Genomic DNA, 17,878 nt, shown 5'->3' with positions numbered 1-17,878 from the left:
AGCTTATCTCGAAATAATAGAGTGGGAGTAGGGGGAAAGACTGCTACGGCGTGGTTTGGCGTAGATTGGGCGGGGCAGTTCTCCACTTCATTTCATCGCCGGGCACTGTCCGAAGTTGTGACCTCCACTTACCTGATCGCGCTCGCACCTTCATCCTGCTTTCGCCAAGTGGGTATTGCGGCGCATTGCAGCGCGCAGAAAGGTCGGAGCTTGGTAGGCCCAAACATCGGTTGAAGGAAGGTGGCTCAAACCAGGCGCTCGGCCGGTCCGGCATATCTCAGAAGGACCAAAAGCCGAAATGATAACCATCGTCAGACGGCTCGGTGTTGATGCCCTAGTGAATAGCTGCCGCCGCGGTTACGGCAATGAGAACGATCGTTACGAGCGCACCTGAAACATAGAGAATGGTTCTGACGCTGCCGCCTTTGGCGGCGTTGCCGCCACGTAAATAGACCGCAAGATGGATCAGACGTATTGCGACATAGATCCAGACGAGCGTTGCAAGTGTGGCGGGTCCAACCCCCACCACCATAGCCAACACAGCCGGTACCACAAAAGGCGTCAGCGCCTCCACCGTGTTCATGTGAACGCGATCGATCCGGTACAGCAAGTTGTCGTCGTCTAACGGCAGGACGGGTCCGGAGAGTGCCCTGGCCCTGCCTTTGGACGATCCTGAATAGACCGCCAGCCCAATTGACAGGAGGCAAAGGAAGAGCACTCCGACAATGCTTAACGAGTAGGCTGCCATACTGAACTCCGCAAATTGCGCTCACGTCGCATGAGACACGCGAGCATCATGCCTCGCGGGCAATACGCTCGGCGTATCGTTTCAGATAGAGCGGCCAACCCTGATCACCCTCAACGCCGTCGCGCACGCCTTCCCAACCCTCGCCATGACGTTCGAGGTGGCGATGCTCCAGCTCCAATCGCGTCCGGCTCGCCGTCTCGGCGATGAACCGCACCTCCCATTCACTGGTTTTGTCGGGATCGGTTTCGATTTGCCAGCGCGGGCTGATGTCCCAGCTTAGAAGGACGCGATTCGGCGGCTCAAAAGCCAACACGCGCGCCCAGCGGCACTCGCTGCCGTCGACACCCCGATCGTAAACGTGACCACCGACCCGAGGTTCGAACACGGTCTCTGCGATGGGGACGGAGAGGAGATTGTGCTCGCGAGGCTTGAAGCTCCCGAAGTCTTCAGTGAAGACTTTGAACGCGCGATCGATAGGCGCCTCGACCACGATGGATTGTTTTACGGGCGCGGCCGATACACGTTTATTCATTGCTGGTCCTCCACTGATTTTTCGACGGCCACTTTGTAGGCTGCCAGTGTGCTGCTCCAGAACCGGTCAAGCCAGGCGCGCATCTGGCCGAGCCCCGCCGGATCGATGTGATAAATGTTGCTGGCCCCCTTGGGCTCGGCGCGAACCAAACGAGATTCGCGCAGAACCTTCAGATGCTGGGAGACGGCTGACTGGGAGACCGTCAGCTCTCGAGTGAGTTCAACGACAGTCCGAGGCCGCGCGCCTACCAGTTCGAAAATTCGTCTGCGAGTGGAATCGCCCAGAGCGGCCAATTGCACGCTGTCTTTAGCCATGGCTGGCCGACGTCCGATCATTAGTAATAACTAATGATTAGCGTAGACTGATGGTTGCGTCAAATGGAGATGTGGCCAAACTTTCGCATACCAATCACAGGCAGGTCATGCCCCGGAACTTCGCCACCCCCGCCCCGCGGCGGCAACGACGGCAAGCGTGGCCTTGGCGCCATCCGCCTCGCCCTTCTCGAAGTCGCCTTCGGTCTGCGCCATCGAGTTTGTGACGTGAGCGAAGCAGACGATCGAGTTGCCGCTCGTTGTGCCGAAAGCGTAGAGGGCCGCGGCCTCCATCTCCACGGCGAGCGTCCCCAGATCGCGCGCTCGCGCGATCGCCGCTTCGGTCTCGCGATAGGGAGCATCCGTCGTCCAGGTCGAGCCTCGATGCAGTTTCTCCGGCAGCGAACGGCCCGCCCGCTCGACGCGATTCAGAAGCGGCAGGTCGGGTGCTGCGGCGAAAGCCGAGCCAGGTATGTAGTGATAACTCGTCCCCTCGTCGCGCAGCGCGCGGTCGATCAGGACGAAATAGGGAGTCGGTCCGATGGGATTGATCTGGCCCGCCGAGGTGACGCTTACGAGCAACCGACAGCCCGACGCGAAGAGCTGCTCGGCAACCAGGACGGCGAAAGGGGCGCCGACCGCGCAGCCGACGATCCCAACCTCACCGATGCCGTCGAGATCGAAGGCAAGAAGCTCAGTGTGGTAGCAGCCCCAACCTTCGTGGATGCGGCCCGCGCCGGTCCGCTTGAGATGGCGGACGACGTCACCGTCCGGATCGAGCACGCAGATTTCGGGCACGGCGACGAGCGGCAACTGCCTCTGCCGGCGCGCCTCCCTCAACAGGGATTCAGGCCGGAACACCGAGGGCGCCTTGTGATCCTTGATGCCGACGATTGGCCACGCGGGTTCCGCGCGATGAGGCTTATCATCCATGATGCACCTGACGAGTTCTCTCAAGCCGCGGATTCGATCGGCAGGCCTGCGGCCTTCCACTCCGGGTAACCGTCCTCAAGACGGCGAATGCGATAACCGCGCGCCCTCAGCGCCGCCACGGCCTCGAACGAAAGCACGCAATAGGGCCCGCGACAGTAGGCGATCACTTCACGGCCTTTCGGCAACTCTCCCAAACGTTTTTCCAGCTCGGCCAGTGGAATGTTGAGCGCCCCCGGTAGATGGCCAAGCGCGAACTCATCCTCGGGCCGCACGTCGAGCAACGTAACCAGGTCGTCCCGCAATCGCGCGACCAGATCGCCACGCGAGACGGGCTCAAGCGCATCACGGGCCTGGAAGTAATCGATCACAACACGACCGATCTCGGCGACATTCCGTTCACCGACGCGCCCCAGCGCTTTGATCAGCGTGACCACTTCGGCATCGCCGGCGAGACGATAGAGGATGTGCTTGCCGCGACGCTCGGTCTCGACGAGACGCGCGCGCCTCAGGATCTGCAGGTGCCGCGACGTGTTGGCGAACGTCAGATGTGCCCGAGCCGACAGCTCCTCGACGGTGCGTATCCCCTGCGCAAGGTGCTCCAGGAGTTCGAGCCGGTGGGCATGGCCAAGCGCCTGCGCCACTTGGGCAAGGTTTTCATAGATCGCCTGTTTCGGTCCCGAGCTTGACACGGCGCCTCTTCAATATATCATTAAGCAGATCGATTGAATGTATCTAGCGTTTCTCAAGAGGGAGTGCAAGTCCATGATTCTCCGCCAGTTCTTGCATAGCGATCCAGTCGGTATCTCCTACCTTTTCGGCTGCGGCGGCAAAGCCGCCGGCGCGGTCGTCGATCCGGTCGGCGATATTCAGCCCTACCTTCAGGCCGCCGACAATGCCGGCATGCGGATACACTACGTCATCGACACCCATGTCCATGCCGATCACCTATCGGCAGGCAGGGCACTCGCGGCGGCAGCGGGAGCCGAGTACGTGCTCTCGACGGAAGCGGGCGTATCGTTTCCCTACAAAGGCGTGCGCGACGGCGATGTGCTTCCGCTCGGCAACGTCTCCGCCACCGTGCTGCACACGCCCGGTCACACGCCCGAGCACATCTGCATCCTTGTGACGGACCGCACCCGCGCCAACGAACCTTGGTTCGTCTTCACCGGTCACACGCTCATGGTCGGCGATCTCGGACGCACCGAACTTGCGGCGAGCGCGGAGGAAGGCGCGAGGCAATTGTTCAAGAGCGTGCGAAAGCTGAAGGAGCTTCCTGACTACGTCGAGGTACTGCCGGGCGCCTATGCGGGCTCGGTCTGCGGCCGCCGCCTGAGCGGCAAGCCATCGTCCGCAATCGGCTTCGAGAAGCGGCACAATCAGGCGTTCACAATCGCGGACGAAGCTGAGTTTGTCCGGTTCATGGTCGCCGAAATTCCACCGGCACCACCGGAAGCCGCGAAGATCAGGGCGGCAAACTCAGGCACGGCGGCGGCTGTGGCCTGATCTCATGACCGAGGCTGTAAGCGGTCCACAGACTGCGTCGTCTGTCCGGCTGGGGCTAAAAGAGAACTGGCCGCAGTTCGCGTTGCTCGTCCTGATCAACGCGTTCGTAGGTGGAATGGTCGGAATCGAGCGGACGGTCGTGCCACTGATCGGCTCCGAGGAGTTCAAGATCAGTTCGACGACCCTCGTCGTTTCCTTCATCGTCAGCTTCGGCGTCGTGAAGGCGTGCGCCAACCTGGTCTCCGGTCAGCTCGCGGACGCCTGGGGACGCAAACGTGTTCTGATCCTCGGCTGGCTCGTCGGCCTGCCGGTGCCGTTCATGATCATGTGGGCGCCGAGCTGGGGATGGGTCATCGCAGCAAACGCCCTTCTCGGCATCAACCAAGGTTTGGCATGGTCGATGACTGTGATCATGAAAATCGATCTCGTCGGCCCCAAGTCGCGCGGGCTTGCCGTTGGCCTGAACGAGTTCGCCGGCTATCTCGCGGTCGGAGTGACCGCGTTCCTCACGGGGTATCTTGCCTCGAAGTACGGACTGCGGCCGGCGCCGATCTACCTCGGCGTAGCCTACGCCGTCTTCGGCGCCGCGCTCTCGATCCTGCTGGTGCGTGACACACGCGAGCACGTTCGCCTGGAGACCGCAGCGCATCCGCGTCAAGCGTCCCCGATCAGCTTCAGGGAGATATTCGTCCTCACGTCGTTCGGAGATCGCAATCTGTTCGCCGCGTCGCAGGCTGGGCTCGTCAACAATCTGAATGATGGGATGAGTTGGGGAATCTTCCCGCTGTTCTTCGCTTCGTTCGGCCTCCACGTCGATCGGATCGGCATACTGAAAGCCGTCTATCCAGCCACCTGGGGCATCCTGCAGATCGCCACGGGCCCTCTTTCCGACCGTTGGGGCCGCAAGGGCTTGATCGTGGCCGGCATGTGGGTACAGGCCGCAGGCCTGTTCCTGACCGCCGCAACAAGCCATTTCGAATGGTGGCTGGTCGGCAGCCTGCTTCTCGGACTTGGCACGGCCATGGTGTACCCGAGCCTGATCGCCGCGGTGTCCGACGCCTCGCATCCAAGCTGGCGCGCACGCTCGCTCAGCGTCTACCGCTTCTGGCGCGATCTCGGTTACGCGATCGGGGCGCTGTCGGCCGGCATCATCGCCGACCTGTTCGGCATGGCCTGGGCGATCGGAGCGATCGGCGCGCTCACATTCCTTTCGGGCGCGATAGTATTCGTCGCCATGGAGGGCAGGCCCGGAGCACGACCATGAACGAGACCTTTTCAGGACGGTGCCTTTGTGGGGCGGTGCGCTTCGAGGCCCGAGGGCGGCCGAAGGGAGTCTTCTGGTGCCACTGCGATAGCTGCCGCCGCCATTCCGGAGCCCCCGTCAGCGTGTTCGTCGGGTTCGACAACGACGCCGTCAGGGTGATCGAGGGCACCATCACCACGTTCAAATCATCGCCGGGAACCACGCGCGGCTTCTGCTCCCGCTGCGGATCGACGCTGACATGCGCTACTGTACATTTTCCGACGGAGACGCACTACCACGTCGGCGCCTTCGACCGGGCGGCGGAGTTGCAACCGAGCAAGCACTTTTTCGCCAATGAGCAACTGCCCTGGCTGCAGCTTAATCACAACGAACAACGCGAGTGACTGCGACGATGCCGCCGATCTATCTCGACTACAACGCAAGCACTCCGGTGGATCCTGCAGTGGCGGCCGCCATGCGGCCATTGCTGGAGGAAGCCTTCGGCAACCCATCGAGCGGACATTGGGCGAGCACGCCGGCCAAGGCCGCCCTGGAGCGTGCCCGCGGCCAGGTCGCCGCGCTGATCGGCGCTGCACCAGAGGAGATCGTGTTCACAAGCGGCGGCAGCGAAGCAAACAACCTCGCAATCAAGGGCACGTTCTTCGTGCCCAACCGCCACGGGGCGCACATCATCACCTCGGCAATCGAGCATCCGGCTGTTCTTGCTCCCTGCCGGTTTCTCGAACGGTTCGGTGCTTCTGTCACGTACGTTCCGGTGGACGGGACAGGCCTGGTCGATCCGGAGGACGTGCGGCGCGCCATTACTCCGCAGACGCTGTTGATCAGCATCATGCACGCCAACAACGAAGTTGGCACCATACAGCCCATCGCGGAAATCGCCGCAATCGCGCGGCAGCACGGGATCCGTTTCCACACCGACGCTGCTCAATCGGTCGGAAAAATTCCGACCAAGGTGGACGAGCTCGGTGTCGATATGCTGACGATCGCCGGTCATAAGCTCTACGCCCCAAAGGGCGTCGGCGCGCTGTATGTCAGGCGAGGCCTCGAGCTTGAGCCGCTGATCCACGGCGCCGGTCACGAATCGGGCCGGCGCGCCGGAACTGAGAGCGTCCTGCTGGCAGTCGGGCTTGGGACCGCCTGTGCACTTGCCGCGGATCTTGCACCCATGGACAAAGTCCAGGTTCTGCGCGAGCGTTTATGGCAGGCGCTGCAAGACAGGTTCGGTGAAGGCGTCGCGCTCAACGGCCATCCCACGCATCGCTTGCCCAATACCCTCAACGTGTCGTTCGTTGGCAGAATAGGCGCGGACATCCTGGCGCAGCTACGCGATGTCGCAGCGTCGACAGGTTCGGCGTGCCATTCGGGACAGATCGAACTCTCACCGGTTCTCGCGGCCATGCGCGTGCCCGAAAGGACTGGAATGGGCGCGATCCGCTTCAGCCTGGGAAGGCACACGACGGTCGACGAGATCGACCAAGTTGTCGCACGCCTGTCTACGAGCGCGGCGGTCTGATCGTTTCACCTACCGCTTCGTCGCCAGCACGAGAGCTGGCTGGTTTGCGCTATCGTCCGCAACGAGGATGTCCATGCCGGCATGTTCGAGCGCTGCGGATACGTCCACCAGCGCGGGGAAGCTGTAGATGTCCCGTGGGAACGAGGCGATCGCTTTCGGGTCTGCGTTCGTCCGGAACAGTAACGCGAGACGGCCGCCCGGCTTCAGCACGCGGGCGATCTCGCCCAGGGATGTTTCCATATTTTTCCAGAAATAGAGCACGTGGATACACTGGACTTTGTCGAACATGTCGTCGGAAAAAGGCAGCATTTCCACGCTCGAACGAATGACGTCCACGCGAGGCGTTTCGATCAGGCGCCGGTTTCGCTTCTTTGCGATCTCGACCATCAGCTCAGAAGAGTCCACCCCGACGATGTGGCCCCGAGGAGCTCGCGCGGCCAATTCCGTGAGGCTGCGGCCGTGGCCGCACCCCACGTCAAGAACATGATCGGCCTGCTCGATGCGGAGCGCATCCATCACGCGCAAGTTCTGGCGCCAGGTTTCGCGGGCCATGATGAAAGCAATGAACCGGCCCAACAGGCCGTGAGCATTCCGAGCGTGCTCGGCAATAAAGTGAGGACGACGCATCATCGACTCCGTGACTCAGCATCCAGACTGATGCTTGGCTCTGAAAAGTGCCTTGAATCCGGGGATCTGGCTCGCCGAAAATGAAAGGCCAATCGCCGTTTCCGAAAATGTAGCGATTTTTCAGATCTTTGCCCGGCTGAGCAGCAAGCTGTAACATTGAGGAGCAGCCGGTTGCCCTCGTTAGCAGTCCTACACTTTGGGCAGGTCCGCTAGGGGGCACGAACCGAGCTGACGGAGAGAGCGGCTTTTGAATGCGGAGCGGACATGCATGGCTGCCGCACAGCAACGGGAGGAACGGCGCCGGGACCAGGTCTCCTCTTGATCTTTGACGGTATCGGAAGCTCTGTGCCAGTGCGAGCCGTGTCAGTCTTGATTGCGCACGCGGCGCGTCGCCCAGTCGATAGACTCCGATAGCAGCGGAATTGCCAGTGCTTCGTGAAGAGTAATTTTTTCTGTGAATTCAAGACCGAAAACTTGCGGCGGGTATACCGTCGGCATTTGTCCGTCAGACTTGAAAGTTTGTGCTTGTAAATCAACGACGAAACGTCGTTCGAAATGATAGAGTGGGACTGGCGCGGCTGCTGTCTTGGTCGTGTTGTTAGCGTTAGAGCTCTGACTGTAGTCCTGAGCCTGACTTAATCCCGGTCGAGGTTAGGAAGCCACCGTGTTTGGGCTGACGGAGTAATGCAGCGTGCTTGATCGTACAGAAGGGCTGGGCGTCCAAAGCTCCAGCTCCGAGCATCTGCTGGTTGCAGATCACCGCTCCTCCGCATTCAAATTGATAAGCCATTGGAGCATCGCCAATTTCTGATAGTGCGGGCTAGGCGCTCGTGAGTAGCTACGGAGACAAACTACGAATCGATCCGGGTGGGCATAGGAAGCGGCCTGGGCCGAAAGCCCTGCTGTTACCGGATGGAAGCGCTACCCATTGAGCGTACTGACTGAAACCTCGTGAACTGGCTTTGTCTGTAAGCATGAACAGACAAATTCGGTGCCCCTTGCCATGTAGAACGACGTTGTCCTCAGTCTTCGGAATGATACGTCCGTTCTCCGCCAAGTAACTGATCGCTTGAGCCGTGGCGGCGACGGATGCAATGTTGCTAACGCGCGAGCTTAGCGAAATCGACGCCGAATGATTTCTCAAGAAAAGCCTTTGTCTTCGGTTGCCCGTCCAGCGAGGCGCGCACATGTGTTGTCGTGAACAGGTCCTTGCCGGAAACGCTCTTCGCCTGATAGTAGGAGAATGTCTTTACCCAATCTACCAAGGCGACGTATTCGCAAAGCTCGTCCGATTCAACGTTGCGGTCCATCCTTCTGCTGGAGAGCTCAAGGCTCAGTAGTGGTTTGTTCTTGATTTTGACATCGCGAACCGGTTTTGCGCGCGCGACTATCTGCCCTATGCCCACGTATCCTCGCCCTTTGAGGTAGGCCGCGATGATGTCGCCTTCACTGAACTGGCAAATAGCGTCTCGCCAACGCGCACCTTGCCCAGCCGAGATAAAACCGAACTCTACGAAATCCGACCACTTGCGGACGAGCCCATGGCCTACGTTGTAGTAGTAAACGCCCGCGTTGTAGTCGAAGCCAGATAGCTCCAAATGCAGCTTATCGTGAGGACGAAACTTGCTGGCGAAATGCCCAGACGCGATGTTTGTAAGTTGTTTTCCCAACTTCCAGAGCAGAGTGCGCTCAACAAGCAGCGCTTCTTGTTCGGTCAGATTGCGCGCGATTACCCGGATTATCGGTTTAAGTCCGGCTGCGTGGATGGCCTTTATCCGTCTGGACTTTTCGCTGTCGGTGGTATCTACAAGATGCGCGAGTTTGCGCGATCCTTTGCCTTTCCCGTAGTAAAACTCCTCGTAATTGCGAGGGTCGATATAGACATAGACGTAGTAACTCGTGGGGCTGGCTAGCCGCGACTGGGTCATTTCTCAAGCTCATAAAGGAGTTCGCCGTGTTGCCGGCTCGGACTTCGATTCAAACTTCAAGCCGTCGCTGTTGAGAAAAAACAGGGGTCCTGACTGTATCGGACTAAACGCTGCAGCAGTAAGGGGTCCCCCGAAACAGGCTCCCGTATCGAGATTGACGCGATTGGCTTGAACGTCGGGAACGCGCGTCGTCGTTGGGGTATGGCCGTGCACCACAAGAACACCGTGCCAAAGCTTCGACGACAGGAACGGTTCACGTATCCACAATATGTCGTCTTTGGATTGGGCCTCCAAGGGAACGCCTGGCCTTACTCCGGCGTGAACGAACAACCTGTGCTCGTCACGAACTTGAAGAGGCAGCGCTCTCATCCACGCGAGGTGCTCTGCCGGGAGATCAGAGGGGTCGTCGATGCCGTAAGCATCCAGCGTCTCCTCGCCGCCGTTCGCCCACCACTGAATGAGGTCGGCATCGGAGCGGCTCCGATCCGCGGCGAGGCAAAGCATATGGTCGTGATTCCCCAGGAGACAGTGGAATCGCGATGGGGCGATGGCCTGCTCTCGCATCAGATAGGCTATCACTTGGTCGGAGGCAGGCCCTCTATCGACATAGTCGCCCAGGAAGAGGAAGTCGTGCTCGATGTCGCCCGCGCTCTTTCGGCAGGCGTCGAGCAGAGACCTGAGCTCCTCGAAGCATCCGTGGATGTCTCCAACTGCGAAGGTCATGCGTTCGTTCATATTGACCGCCCATTGCAAATCAATCTAGTTGACATCAGCAGGGGGGCTTCGCCACGCAAATATTTTTTGTAAATGTTCCATAACGTGTAAATTTCTCGAGGTCTCGATTGAATATAGGGAGATCGGAATGAGCGGGGGCGAGGTCGCATAGTGAGATTGCGAATCCATCGGGGTACGCGGGAGATTGGCGGCACTTGTATCGAGTTGGAGAGCGAGGGGGCCCGAATCCTGCTCGATCTCGGTCTTCCGCTGAACGCCAAGGACCTTGCTTCAACACCGCTGCCCGAGGTCGAAGGGCTTTCCGTCCCCAGCCCCAGCCTTCTCGGTATCGTCCTATCTCATGGTCATCGCGACCATTGGGGCCTGGTGCCGAAGGCGAATCCTACGATTCCGCTCGTGATGGGGCAGGCGACCGAGAGCATCATTCGGGCGGCCGCCGATTTCGTTCCCGATGCCGTGGCTCTGAATGCAAGTCATCACCTCGAGCATCGCAGGCCGATCCAGCTTGGCCCCTTCACCATCGTGCCCCGCCTCGTGGATCATTCGGGCTTCGATGCCTATGCCATGGAAATTTCGTCCGGCGGCAAGCGCGTGTTCTATTCCGGCGATCTGCGCGCCCACGGCCGCAAGGGCAAGCTGTTCGACGCGCTGATCGGCGATCCGCCCCGCGACATCGACCTCATGCTGATGGAAGGATCGAGCCTCGGCCGCCTGGCTGACGATGCGACGTTTCCGTCCGAGGCGGACCTGGAGGAGGCGTTCGTCACGCGCTTCGAGCAGACCGTAGGCTTCGCCCTAGTCGCCTGCTCGGCCCAGAACATCGACCGGGTGGTCACCATCTATCGCGCGGCGAAACGAACGGGCCGCAGCCTCGTCATCGATGCCTACGCCGCCGAAGTGTTGAAGGCCACGGGGCGCGACAGCATTCCTCAGCCCGCGCCGGGGTGGTCGAATCTCGCAGTCTACATTCCGCAAAGACAGCGCGTTCAATTGAAGGCCAAGGGGATCGCGGCGTTGGTCGATGGTTATCGCGGCTTCCGGATTTGGCCTGGACAACTCGCCGGGAGCGCCCCGCGCTCGGTCATGCTGCTTCGGGGCTGGATGATGTCCGATCTGGCGCAGGCCAACGCGCTCTCGGGCGCGAGAGTGTTCTGGTCGCAATGGGACGGCTATTTGGGCGAGGGCCAAGCGGGGGCAGCCTTGAAGGCCGATTGTGAACGCCGCGGCATCCCGTTCGAAACTGTCCATACCTCGGGACACGCCGGTCCGTCCGACCTGAAGCGCCTTGCCGCCGCCGTGGCGGCGAAACGCCTGATCCCCATCCACACATTTGAACGGCTTCGATTTCCGGATCTCTTTAGCAATGTGGAATTGGCAAACGATGGCGAATGGATCGACGTCTGAACTGAACTTCCTCAAGCGCGGTCTCTCCAGTCCGCAAATCGCCGGTTTGAAGGGGCTCGCGGCGAGCCTAGCGGACAATTGGTGGAAGGAGGTTCTGGAGAGCAAGGATCTGTTGCTTGCAGTCCGGAACGGATACCTGAACGCATATGTCAAAGGTCAAAGCGTCTTCAAGATTGCCTTCGACCGAGGCGGCAGCGCTGTCAGTCAGCCCCGCCTTGCGATCCATTACAAGTATCTGGTGAAGCCGGACCTTGAGAAAAAGGATCCGTATGTGTCGTTCGATGGAAAGACCTTCGATCTCAAGCCCGCCGACATCGTGAATACCGAGTATCAGTCCAAGCTCACCTTGCCGCAACTCATCAGGACGGCAGCGCGATTTGCCGGGCCCGAGAAAACCGGCGTGCACAAGATCGCCAGGAAAGAGCCGAAGGTCGTTGATCTCGAAATTGCCTTCACGAAGGCTGGAGAGGACGGCGATCTGTCTGCGCCGCGGATGGACATCGCCGTATTGGTGCAAGTGAAGCCGGGCAAGGCCGAGCTGGTCTTCTGCGAAGCGAAATGCGCGGACAATCCAGAATTGTGGGGCCTGGAAAAGCTTCCCAAGGGAACAAAAAGCCTTTCTCCTCCGGAGCGTTTGATAGCCGTGATCGCTCAAGTCAGGAAGTACGAGCAGTTCATTCAGGCCAAAGAAATCCAAGAAAGCCTGATTGAGAGCTACGTCAGGGTCTGCAGAAATCTGGTGGAAATCAGCAGACAAAGCCGGGGCAGGCGGGTCGATGATCTCGTCAAACAGGTCGCCGAGGGGACGCTCGAGCTGTCGATTCATCCCCACGTTTATCTGCTGATCTACGATTTCGGCGAGGATGAGAAGAAAGGCCGGATCAAGAACAAGCGGCTGGAGCTCAAAAAGGCGGGAGTAAGGACCATCGCAAAGGGCGATCCCGGCGCCTTCGAGCTGGCGAATGACGTCTTGCGGGCGAGGGCGGAATGGACTGGTTCGAGCGACTGACGAGGCTTTCGCGAGAGCAACTACGCCGACAGGAGCGCCAGGATCAAGGTGGAGGACGTCTCACAAGACGGAGGCTCGCGGCAGCAACTCCTGCTAGCTCGCGCGAAGCCGTTGCTAGTCTCTCTGGGGGATATCCACTCCCCCAAACGGGAACGGCGAAGGCATTGCTTAGTCTGTAATTTTCGGCAGGCGGCCTAAGAGTCGCGTGAGTAGCCACGGTGAGAAGCTACAGATTTTGCGCGGCCGCGACCACCGTGATTAAAGAGCAGGGCACTTCGCAATGCGTCAAATGGCAACAATTGGCTGAACGCCTTCGATGCGGCCGGCAATCGCAAGCTTTCCGCTAGAATAGGACCGGTTTGCCATCCGCTTCGGCGACATTGAACGGACAGATCGCGTCGTCAGTCTGATTAGCACCAAGGCCGACGAGCGCTACAATGGCGTGCTTCGGATGGAAGTTTCCATATCTTTCATGGCACTCCCCCCTAGGAACACCATATCGTCCGTTTTAGAACATTCGCAAAACGCTCGCCTCCCGGGACCACACTCATAAGGACCCTCGACGGCGTTCGCCGTTTGGCAGGTTTTCAAGCAAAAGTCGCGAGCGTTGCCCATTTGCAACCCGCGCAGCCGTTTGGAGTTGTAAGCTCATCGACAGAATGACCGAAGCATATTTCGTATTTGCTTTGACAATCGCAGCGGGGGCGAAAAGTGTTTGATGTCTATCGCAATGGGAAGCGCGATTTGCTCGTTCTAAACACAGGGTCTGCGATACCCGGGGCTTACTCTCCAAATAAGTGGCGCAAGCGCAGAAAAAGAATTCTCAAAGTAAGCGACGAGATTAGGTCAACCGTTCAGCGACAAGGGTATTACGTTCGTCGCTTGCACGTCACGAAGAACGGTTCGGTTTAGTTCGAACGCATCGGGCCGAATCTGCTGATTTATAGAGCTGTACTGGGTCCGCTACGAACGCGAAATCGGTCAGCCTGGGGCCGCTTTGGGCAAGTGCGTCATCCTGCGGCTTTAACTTCCGATCGGCCGCGCCCAGCGGACACTCTCAGCGTGCAGTGGAGGGCTCAAATGGGCCAGGAGCAGACACCAGCTGACCGCCTTCACGACAGACACGAGAAGAAATTAATACGTCCCGTCGCGGCTTTTTTTACGTTTGGTTGAATGCCGAACGGCCCGCCGATGCGCGGACCGTTCGCAGAAATATCGGTCGATCAAAAGAGACCAGGGAGCAGCATTGCGACTCGCTCGCGATACTTGCGGTACTCGTCTCCAAAGAAGGCGACCAAATCCCTTTCTTCCAGCCAAATTCCCAGGAAGATGTAACCCGTGGTGACCGATGCGAAGAGGAAGTGGCCGACCGTCATTAGCGGTGTGGACCAGAAGGCAATTATGAAGCCGAGATAGATCGGATGCCGAACCAAACGGTAAAGTCCCGGAGTCTTGAACTTGATGGGTTGGGCAACCCGCCCCATGAAGTGCGTGATCACCTGTGTCAATCCGAACAGCTCGAAATGGCTGATCAGGAACGTACTGTACAGCACGATGATCCAGCCGATCGCTCCTCCCGCGGCGACTGCGCCGGCGAAGACCGGGCCATCGATCTTCCACACAACGCTGGATAGCGGTTGCCACTGCCAGAACAGCAAGATCAAGCTAAGACTCGCGAGCAGGACGAAGGTACTGCGCTCGACGGCCGGAGCAAAGAAGCGCGCGAAGAACGACTTGAAAGCACGTCGTGCCATCCCGCTATGCTGCACGGCGAAGATCGACATCAGCGCGAGATTGATTGCCAGGGCCGTACTCCACGGCGCGGTCCTGCCGTCGTCGATTGTCTTTGGCACTAGGACCCCCGAAACGAAGCCGATGGCGTAAATGAACGTGCCAAGAAAAACAGCATACGAGAGCAGGCCGTAGACGAGGGCGAGCAATCTTGTCCTGCGGGAGGGAGTAGCCAGATCAAAATTTCGGTCGGAATGCAGTGGCATAGTCATGTCAATCTCCATCGCAATCGAAAAGGTTCGGGATACGTGCATTTTAAAATCGTCGGCCGCGGCCCAGCCGTGCTGTCGCCCAAGCGATCAGCTGGTCGAGGGGGCTGTAGGGAGTTGATCTTTGAACGAGTTGCGAACTCGCGGCGAGTCGCTGCTCCCTCAGCGCAAATTTCATCTGTTCGGCGATTGCGGCCGCAATCGCCTCGTTCGTCACCCGCCTTAGCCGAGCGGCCACGACCAGAACGCGGCGTGACAGGGAGAGCTTTCCCCTGAAACGAAAGGCAAGCAAAGACGACGCAAGTCGGTCAGGTCGCTTCACGCGGTGCGAAAGACGGGTGTGAACCTGAGGTAGGACGGTCATATGGCTTCTCCTGTTGAACGCCATTTCACCGGTCTGTAGATTGCGCTTGTCCGGACTGCTTGGCGGACTCCTTAAGGAAACTCTTATTTTTCCTTTACTTGATCGTTCGTCCGCCTTGCATTAAGGGGCGCTGGTAATGAAATACCGTTTCGCGGACTTCGAAATTGATCTCGGGCAGCATGAACTGCGCCGGCGCGGCTCGACCGTTCATGCCGAACCGCAGGTTTTCGACCTAATCGTTCATCTGCTGCGAAACCACGATCGGGTCGTCAGCAAGGATGAGCTGATCGACAACATCTGGAACGGCCGGATCATCTCGGAAGCCGCGTTTTCGAGTCGCATAAACGGGGCCAGGCGCGTGCTCGGCGATAGCGGTACTCAACAACGCTTCATCAAGACCTTGCATCGCCGCGGCTTCCGCTTCATAGGCGAAGTCGAAGAAGTGCCGAGCTTGGACGCCGATGCCGTTGGGCTTGTGCCCAGCGAAGCCGTCGATCTGGAAAGTCCGCCGAATAGTTCGGTTAAGGTCGAGATTTCTCGCTTGGATGACGTCGTTTCGGAAGCAGTCAAGGCCGAGGCGATCACCCGACCTTCGATTGCCGTCCTTCCGTTCGCGAACATCTCGGACGATCCCGAAAACCAATACTTCAGCTATGGGCTCACTGAAGACATCATCCGGCTTCTCGCCAGAAACCGATGGCTTTCCGTGATCTCCCGCCATTCCACAATCGGCTTCCTGGGCACGACCGTCGACGCTCGCAAAGTGGGCGCCCAACTTGGTGCGACTTACGTCATGTCAGGAAGCGTTCGGAAGACTGACGACTCGGTGCGTATTGCCACGGAGCTCGCGAGGGCCGCAGACGGACAGCAGCTCTGGTCCGAAAAGTACGAATTTCAGCTGCTGAACATCTTCGATATTCAGGAAGAGATGGCAAGACAGATTGCCGCCACCATAGAGCCCGAGCTGTCGAAAGTGGAGCAGCAGCTGGCGGCTCGCAAGCCGCCGGAAAGCCTTGATGCTTGGGACTGCTACCAGCGCGGCCTCTGGAATCTGTGGCGGTTTACGACGCCGGGTTTTGACATTGCGGAAGAATACTTTCAGAGGTCAATCGCCGCTGATCCGCGTTTCGCGAGAGGACACGGCGCGCTTAGCTATGTGAATATTCAACGTTCTCTCTACGATGCGCCGGAAGCCAGGGGCCCTCGGCTCAAAACCGCTTTGCACCAAGCTCGAACCGCCGTATCTCTCGACGAGTTGGATTGCTTCTGCCATTGCGCGCTGGGACGCGCTCTATGCCTCACTCGGCAGAACGAGGAAGCGTTCGCCGCGATCGGCTTGTCGTTGGAGCTCAATCCCAGCTTCGCACAAGGCTATTTTGCGCAAGGCTTCAACCTTCTATGGTGCGGACGCGAGATCGAAGCGGAAACACTGCTGGACCAGGCCACGATCTTGAGTCCACGCGACAGCCATCTGTGGAGCTTCCACCACACCCGTTCATGGGCACACTTCTCCCTTGGAGAGTACGACGTCGCTGCGGAATTCGCCCGCAGAGCGACGCGCCAAGCGAACGCGACGTATCGGGCCTTTGCGACCTTGGCCGCTTCGCTAGGACGCCTTGGTGACGAGGCGCAAGCAAGCGCCGCTTTTTCAGATTTGATGGAGCGCAAGAGTGATTACACGACCGGAACTACCCGGAGAGAGCTCTTCTTCTGTAGGGACGCCCGATTCTTGACCAAGTACACTGAAGGACTGCGCTCGGCCGGCGTTCGCGACGACTAGTTGCTACGCATTAAGTTGCGGCACGGACCTCAACGCACCCGATGTACCTGACTTGTCCAGGTATTCGTTCAAAGTGAAAGACAAAAATATGCGTGGGTGATCCGCTCGGCAACGATCGCGGGGGGAGGCTTGATCGTCTTGTCTGTCCGGGTTCAAAGAGTCCCCTCGTGGCCGGCATGAACTTGGTCCGGTTAGCCGACGGAGACGGACACGCTCGCGCTCTGGGTTAATGTCAGCCAAGGGCCACAAGCGGACACCCGCGTCCTCATTCCCGTCGTTGGTCACCCGCGCCGCTCATCCTTAGTTGCGCTTTCCCTTGCGAGACCAACATGGATGAAGTGAACCAATTCCGCCTGGTGATCGTATTGGATGTCCCTAAGCACCGTGATGACTGCCTCGACCCCGTTAGGTGCAGATGCCGCGACAGTTACCGCACGAGATGTATCTTCGTGCCACGACTTGCCCGGCGTGGAGAAGCAGACATTTATCTCGAATTGCGGCATTACCCGATGCTGCGGTTTGCATCCCGTAATGGCTGTAAGTTTTGGAAGCTACAACACCTGGTGTCGTGAAGGGATAGTTGATGCCACCGAACGTCCGCGATCTTGATCGGTCCGTTGAAGGGCCCGTAATGGGTCAATCGCGCCGGTTCTGCGCGATCAAACCCGCGTCCGGCTTACCCTCATTGCCGACATCAAAGCGTCCGACCGAGTTTGTCGCTTCGGGCCTAAAGGGGAAGCAAGGTATTCTAAAATGAAAGAGGCCGCCAACTGGGGCGGACTTAATTCATCTTGCGGCGGAGTTTCCGAATGATCTCGCGGAGGTCTTCTACGTACTCCTCAATAAGGCGACGTGCGTCGTCGAGCCGTGACGGCTTGGCTTCCTTGCCCTCAGTCTGTTTATCGGGCGCGGCCATGGCCCGACGATCTGGCGTGGCGCTATGCGCCGCTTGAGATAGATCAAGGGGGCTAACTGAGGCGGCCTTACCGCCACGCCGGATCGGTGAGGCGGATGGCGCGAACGTTGGGACTGCTGTTGAAGATTTAGCCCCGGGCGATCTTCAGCGCAGCGCGGCTGACCTACAGCCCAAAGCCCGGTCGCGGCGAGCTGGCCTGCATTCGCGCGGAACTAGTTAGATCGTTTGAAGAAATATCATCCCGACGACGGTCACAATAAAACCGATTGCCGTCACTGCGGCGAAGCACCGCTCTACGCTATCCATGAACG

At 59.2% G+C, this 17,878-nt stretch carries 17 protein-coding genes; 8 read left to right on the top strand and 9 right to left on the bottom strand.

All coding sequences use genetic code 11. The annotated features are described in order from the left end of the window. Positions 1-334 precede the first annotated feature (334 nt). The 5 genes from GGD61_RS31955 to GGD61_RS31935 all read right to left on the bottom strand — a co-directional run bounded on the left by GGD61_RS31955 (position 335) and on the right by GGD61_RS31935 (position 3,213). The gene (locus GGD61_RS31955; RefSeq protein WP_183231861.1) at positions 335-748 is read right to left on the bottom strand and encodes an MAPEG family protein; all 414 of its coding nucleotides are present in this window, start codon (positions 746-748) and stop codon (positions 335-337) included. A 46-nt stretch (positions 749-794) separates the two neighbouring features. Then, positions 795-1,280 carry an SRPBCC family protein gene (locus GGD61_RS31950; protein WP_183231860.1) on the bottom strand — a complete coding sequence of 162 codons (486 nt, stop codon included), beginning with the start codon at positions 1,278-1,280 and terminating at the stop codon, positions 795-797. Continuing rightward, a complete protein-coding gene (locus GGD61_RS31945) occupies positions 1,277-1,594 on the bottom strand; it encodes a helix-turn-helix transcriptional regulator (RefSeq protein WP_183231859.1) in 318 nt (105 codons plus the stop codon). Before GGD61_RS31945 ends, GGD61_RS31950 begins: the two co-directional genes overlap by 4 nt. Positions 1,595-1,699: 105 nt before the next feature. Next, positions 1,700-2,524, bottom strand: coding sequence for a nucleoside phosphorylase (locus GGD61_RS31940; protein WP_183231858.1), 825 nt, complete (start codon positions 2,522-2,524; stop codon positions 1,700-1,702). Between the two features lie 20 nt (positions 2,525-2,544). Further along, positions 2,545-3,213: a metalloregulator ArsR/SmtB family transcription factor gene (locus GGD61_RS31935; protein ID WP_183231857.1), complete on the bottom strand. Its 669-nt coding sequence runs from the start codon at positions 3,211-3,213 to the stop codon at positions 2,545-2,547. 73 nt (positions 3,214-3,286) lie between these two features. Here GGD61_RS31935 and GGD61_RS31930 point away from each other — a divergent pair, with 73 nt between their 5' ends. The 4 genes from GGD61_RS31930 to GGD61_RS31915 are packed head-to-tail and all read left to right on the top strand — an operon-like array spanning position 3,287 to position 6,804. Then, a complete protein-coding gene (locus tag GGD61_RS31930; RefSeq protein ID WP_183231856.1) occupies positions 3,287-4,027 on the top strand; it encodes an MBL fold metallo-hydrolase in 741 nt (246 codons plus the stop codon). Between the two features lie 4 nt (positions 4,028-4,031). After that, positions 4,032-5,291: an MFS transporter gene (locus GGD61_RS31925; RefSeq protein WP_183231855.1), complete on the top strand. Its 1,260-nt coding sequence runs from the start codon at positions 4,032-4,034 to the stop codon at positions 5,289-5,291. Continuing rightward, complete coding sequence (locus tag GGD61_RS31920) at positions 5,288-5,674, top strand: GFA family protein (RefSeq protein WP_183231854.1); 387 nt, start codon at positions 5,288-5,290, stop codon at positions 5,672-5,674. The genes GGD61_RS31925 and GGD61_RS31920 overlap by 4 nt, the downstream gene beginning before the upstream one ends. 8 nt (positions 5,675-5,682) lie before the next feature. Continuing rightward, complete coding sequence (locus tag GGD61_RS31915; protein ID WP_183231853.1) at positions 5,683-6,804, top strand: cysteine desulfurase family protein; 1,122 nt, start codon at positions 5,683-5,685, stop codon at positions 6,802-6,804. Positions 6,805-6,813: 9 nt separating this feature from the next. Here the strand turns inward: GGD61_RS31915 and GGD61_RS31910 are convergent, their stop codons facing one another. From GGD61_RS31910 to GGD61_RS31900, 3 genes are all read right to left on the bottom strand, one after another. Continuing rightward, entirely contained in the window at positions 6,814-7,434 is a 621-nt protein-coding gene (locus tag GGD61_RS31910; protein ID WP_183231852.1) for a class I SAM-dependent methyltransferase, read from the bottom strand. Between the two features lie 1,097 nt (positions 7,435-8,531). Continuing rightward, positions 8,532-9,359: a GIY-YIG nuclease family protein gene (locus GGD61_RS31905; RefSeq protein ID WP_183231851.1), complete on the bottom strand. Its 828-nt coding sequence runs from the start codon at positions 9,357-9,359 to the stop codon at positions 8,532-8,534. 9 nt (positions 9,360-9,368) lie between these two features. Next, positions 9,369-10,094, bottom strand: a complete 726-nt coding sequence (locus tag GGD61_RS31900; RefSeq protein ID WP_183231850.1) for a metallophosphoesterase family protein — start codon at positions 10,092-10,094, stop codon at positions 9,369-9,371. A gap of 150 nt (positions 10,095-10,244) precedes the next feature. Between GGD61_RS31900 and GGD61_RS31895 the strand changes: the two genes are divergently transcribed. The 3 genes from GGD61_RS31895 (at position 10,245) to GGD61_RS41500 (ending at position 13,419) form a co-directional block, all read left to right on the top strand. Continuing rightward, positions 10,245-11,498: an MBL fold metallo-hydrolase gene (locus GGD61_RS31895; protein WP_183231849.1), complete on the top strand. Its 1,254-nt coding sequence runs from the start codon at positions 10,245-10,247 to the stop codon at positions 11,496-11,498. Continuing rightward, the gene (locus GGD61_RS31890; RefSeq protein ID WP_183231848.1) at positions 11,476-12,507 is read left to right on the top strand and encodes a hypothetical protein; all 1,032 of its coding nucleotides are present in this window, start codon (positions 11,476-11,478) and stop codon (positions 12,505-12,507) included. Before GGD61_RS31895 ends, GGD61_RS31890 begins: the two co-directional genes overlap by 23 nt. 711 nt (positions 12,508-13,218) lie before the next feature. After that, on the top strand, positions 13,219-13,419 hold the full coding sequence (locus tag GGD61_RS41500; protein WP_312012758.1) for a hypothetical protein: 201 nt from the start codon (positions 13,219-13,221) through the stop codon (positions 13,417-13,419). A gap of 311 nt (positions 13,420-13,730) precedes the next feature. Here GGD61_RS41500 and mddA read toward each other — a convergent pair whose 3' ends face one another. Further along, positions 13,731-14,510 carry a methanethiol S-methyltransferase gene (gene mddA, locus GGD61_RS31885; RefSeq protein ID WP_183231847.1) on the bottom strand — a complete coding sequence of 260 codons (780 nt, stop codon included), beginning with the start codon at positions 14,508-14,510 and terminating at the stop codon, positions 13,731-13,733. A gap of 497 nt (positions 14,511-15,007) precedes the next feature. On the opposite strand from mddA, the gene GGD61_RS31880 reads away from it, so the two are divergent. Then, positions 15,008-16,651, top strand: a complete 1,644-nt coding sequence (locus GGD61_RS31880; protein WP_183231846.1) for a winged helix-turn-helix domain-containing tetratricopeptide repeat protein — start codon at positions 15,008-15,010, stop codon at positions 16,649-16,651. Positions 16,652-17,878: the final 1,227 nt, after the last annotated feature.

Source organism: Bradyrhizobium sp. SBR1B (assembly GCF_014198205.1).
GTDB lineage: Bacteria > Pseudomonadota > Alphaproteobacteria > Rhizobiales > Xanthobacteraceae > Bradyrhizobium.
The sequence above is the reverse complement of the archived record's forward strand: the minus strand, read 5'-3'. Positions and strand labels throughout refer to the sequence as shown.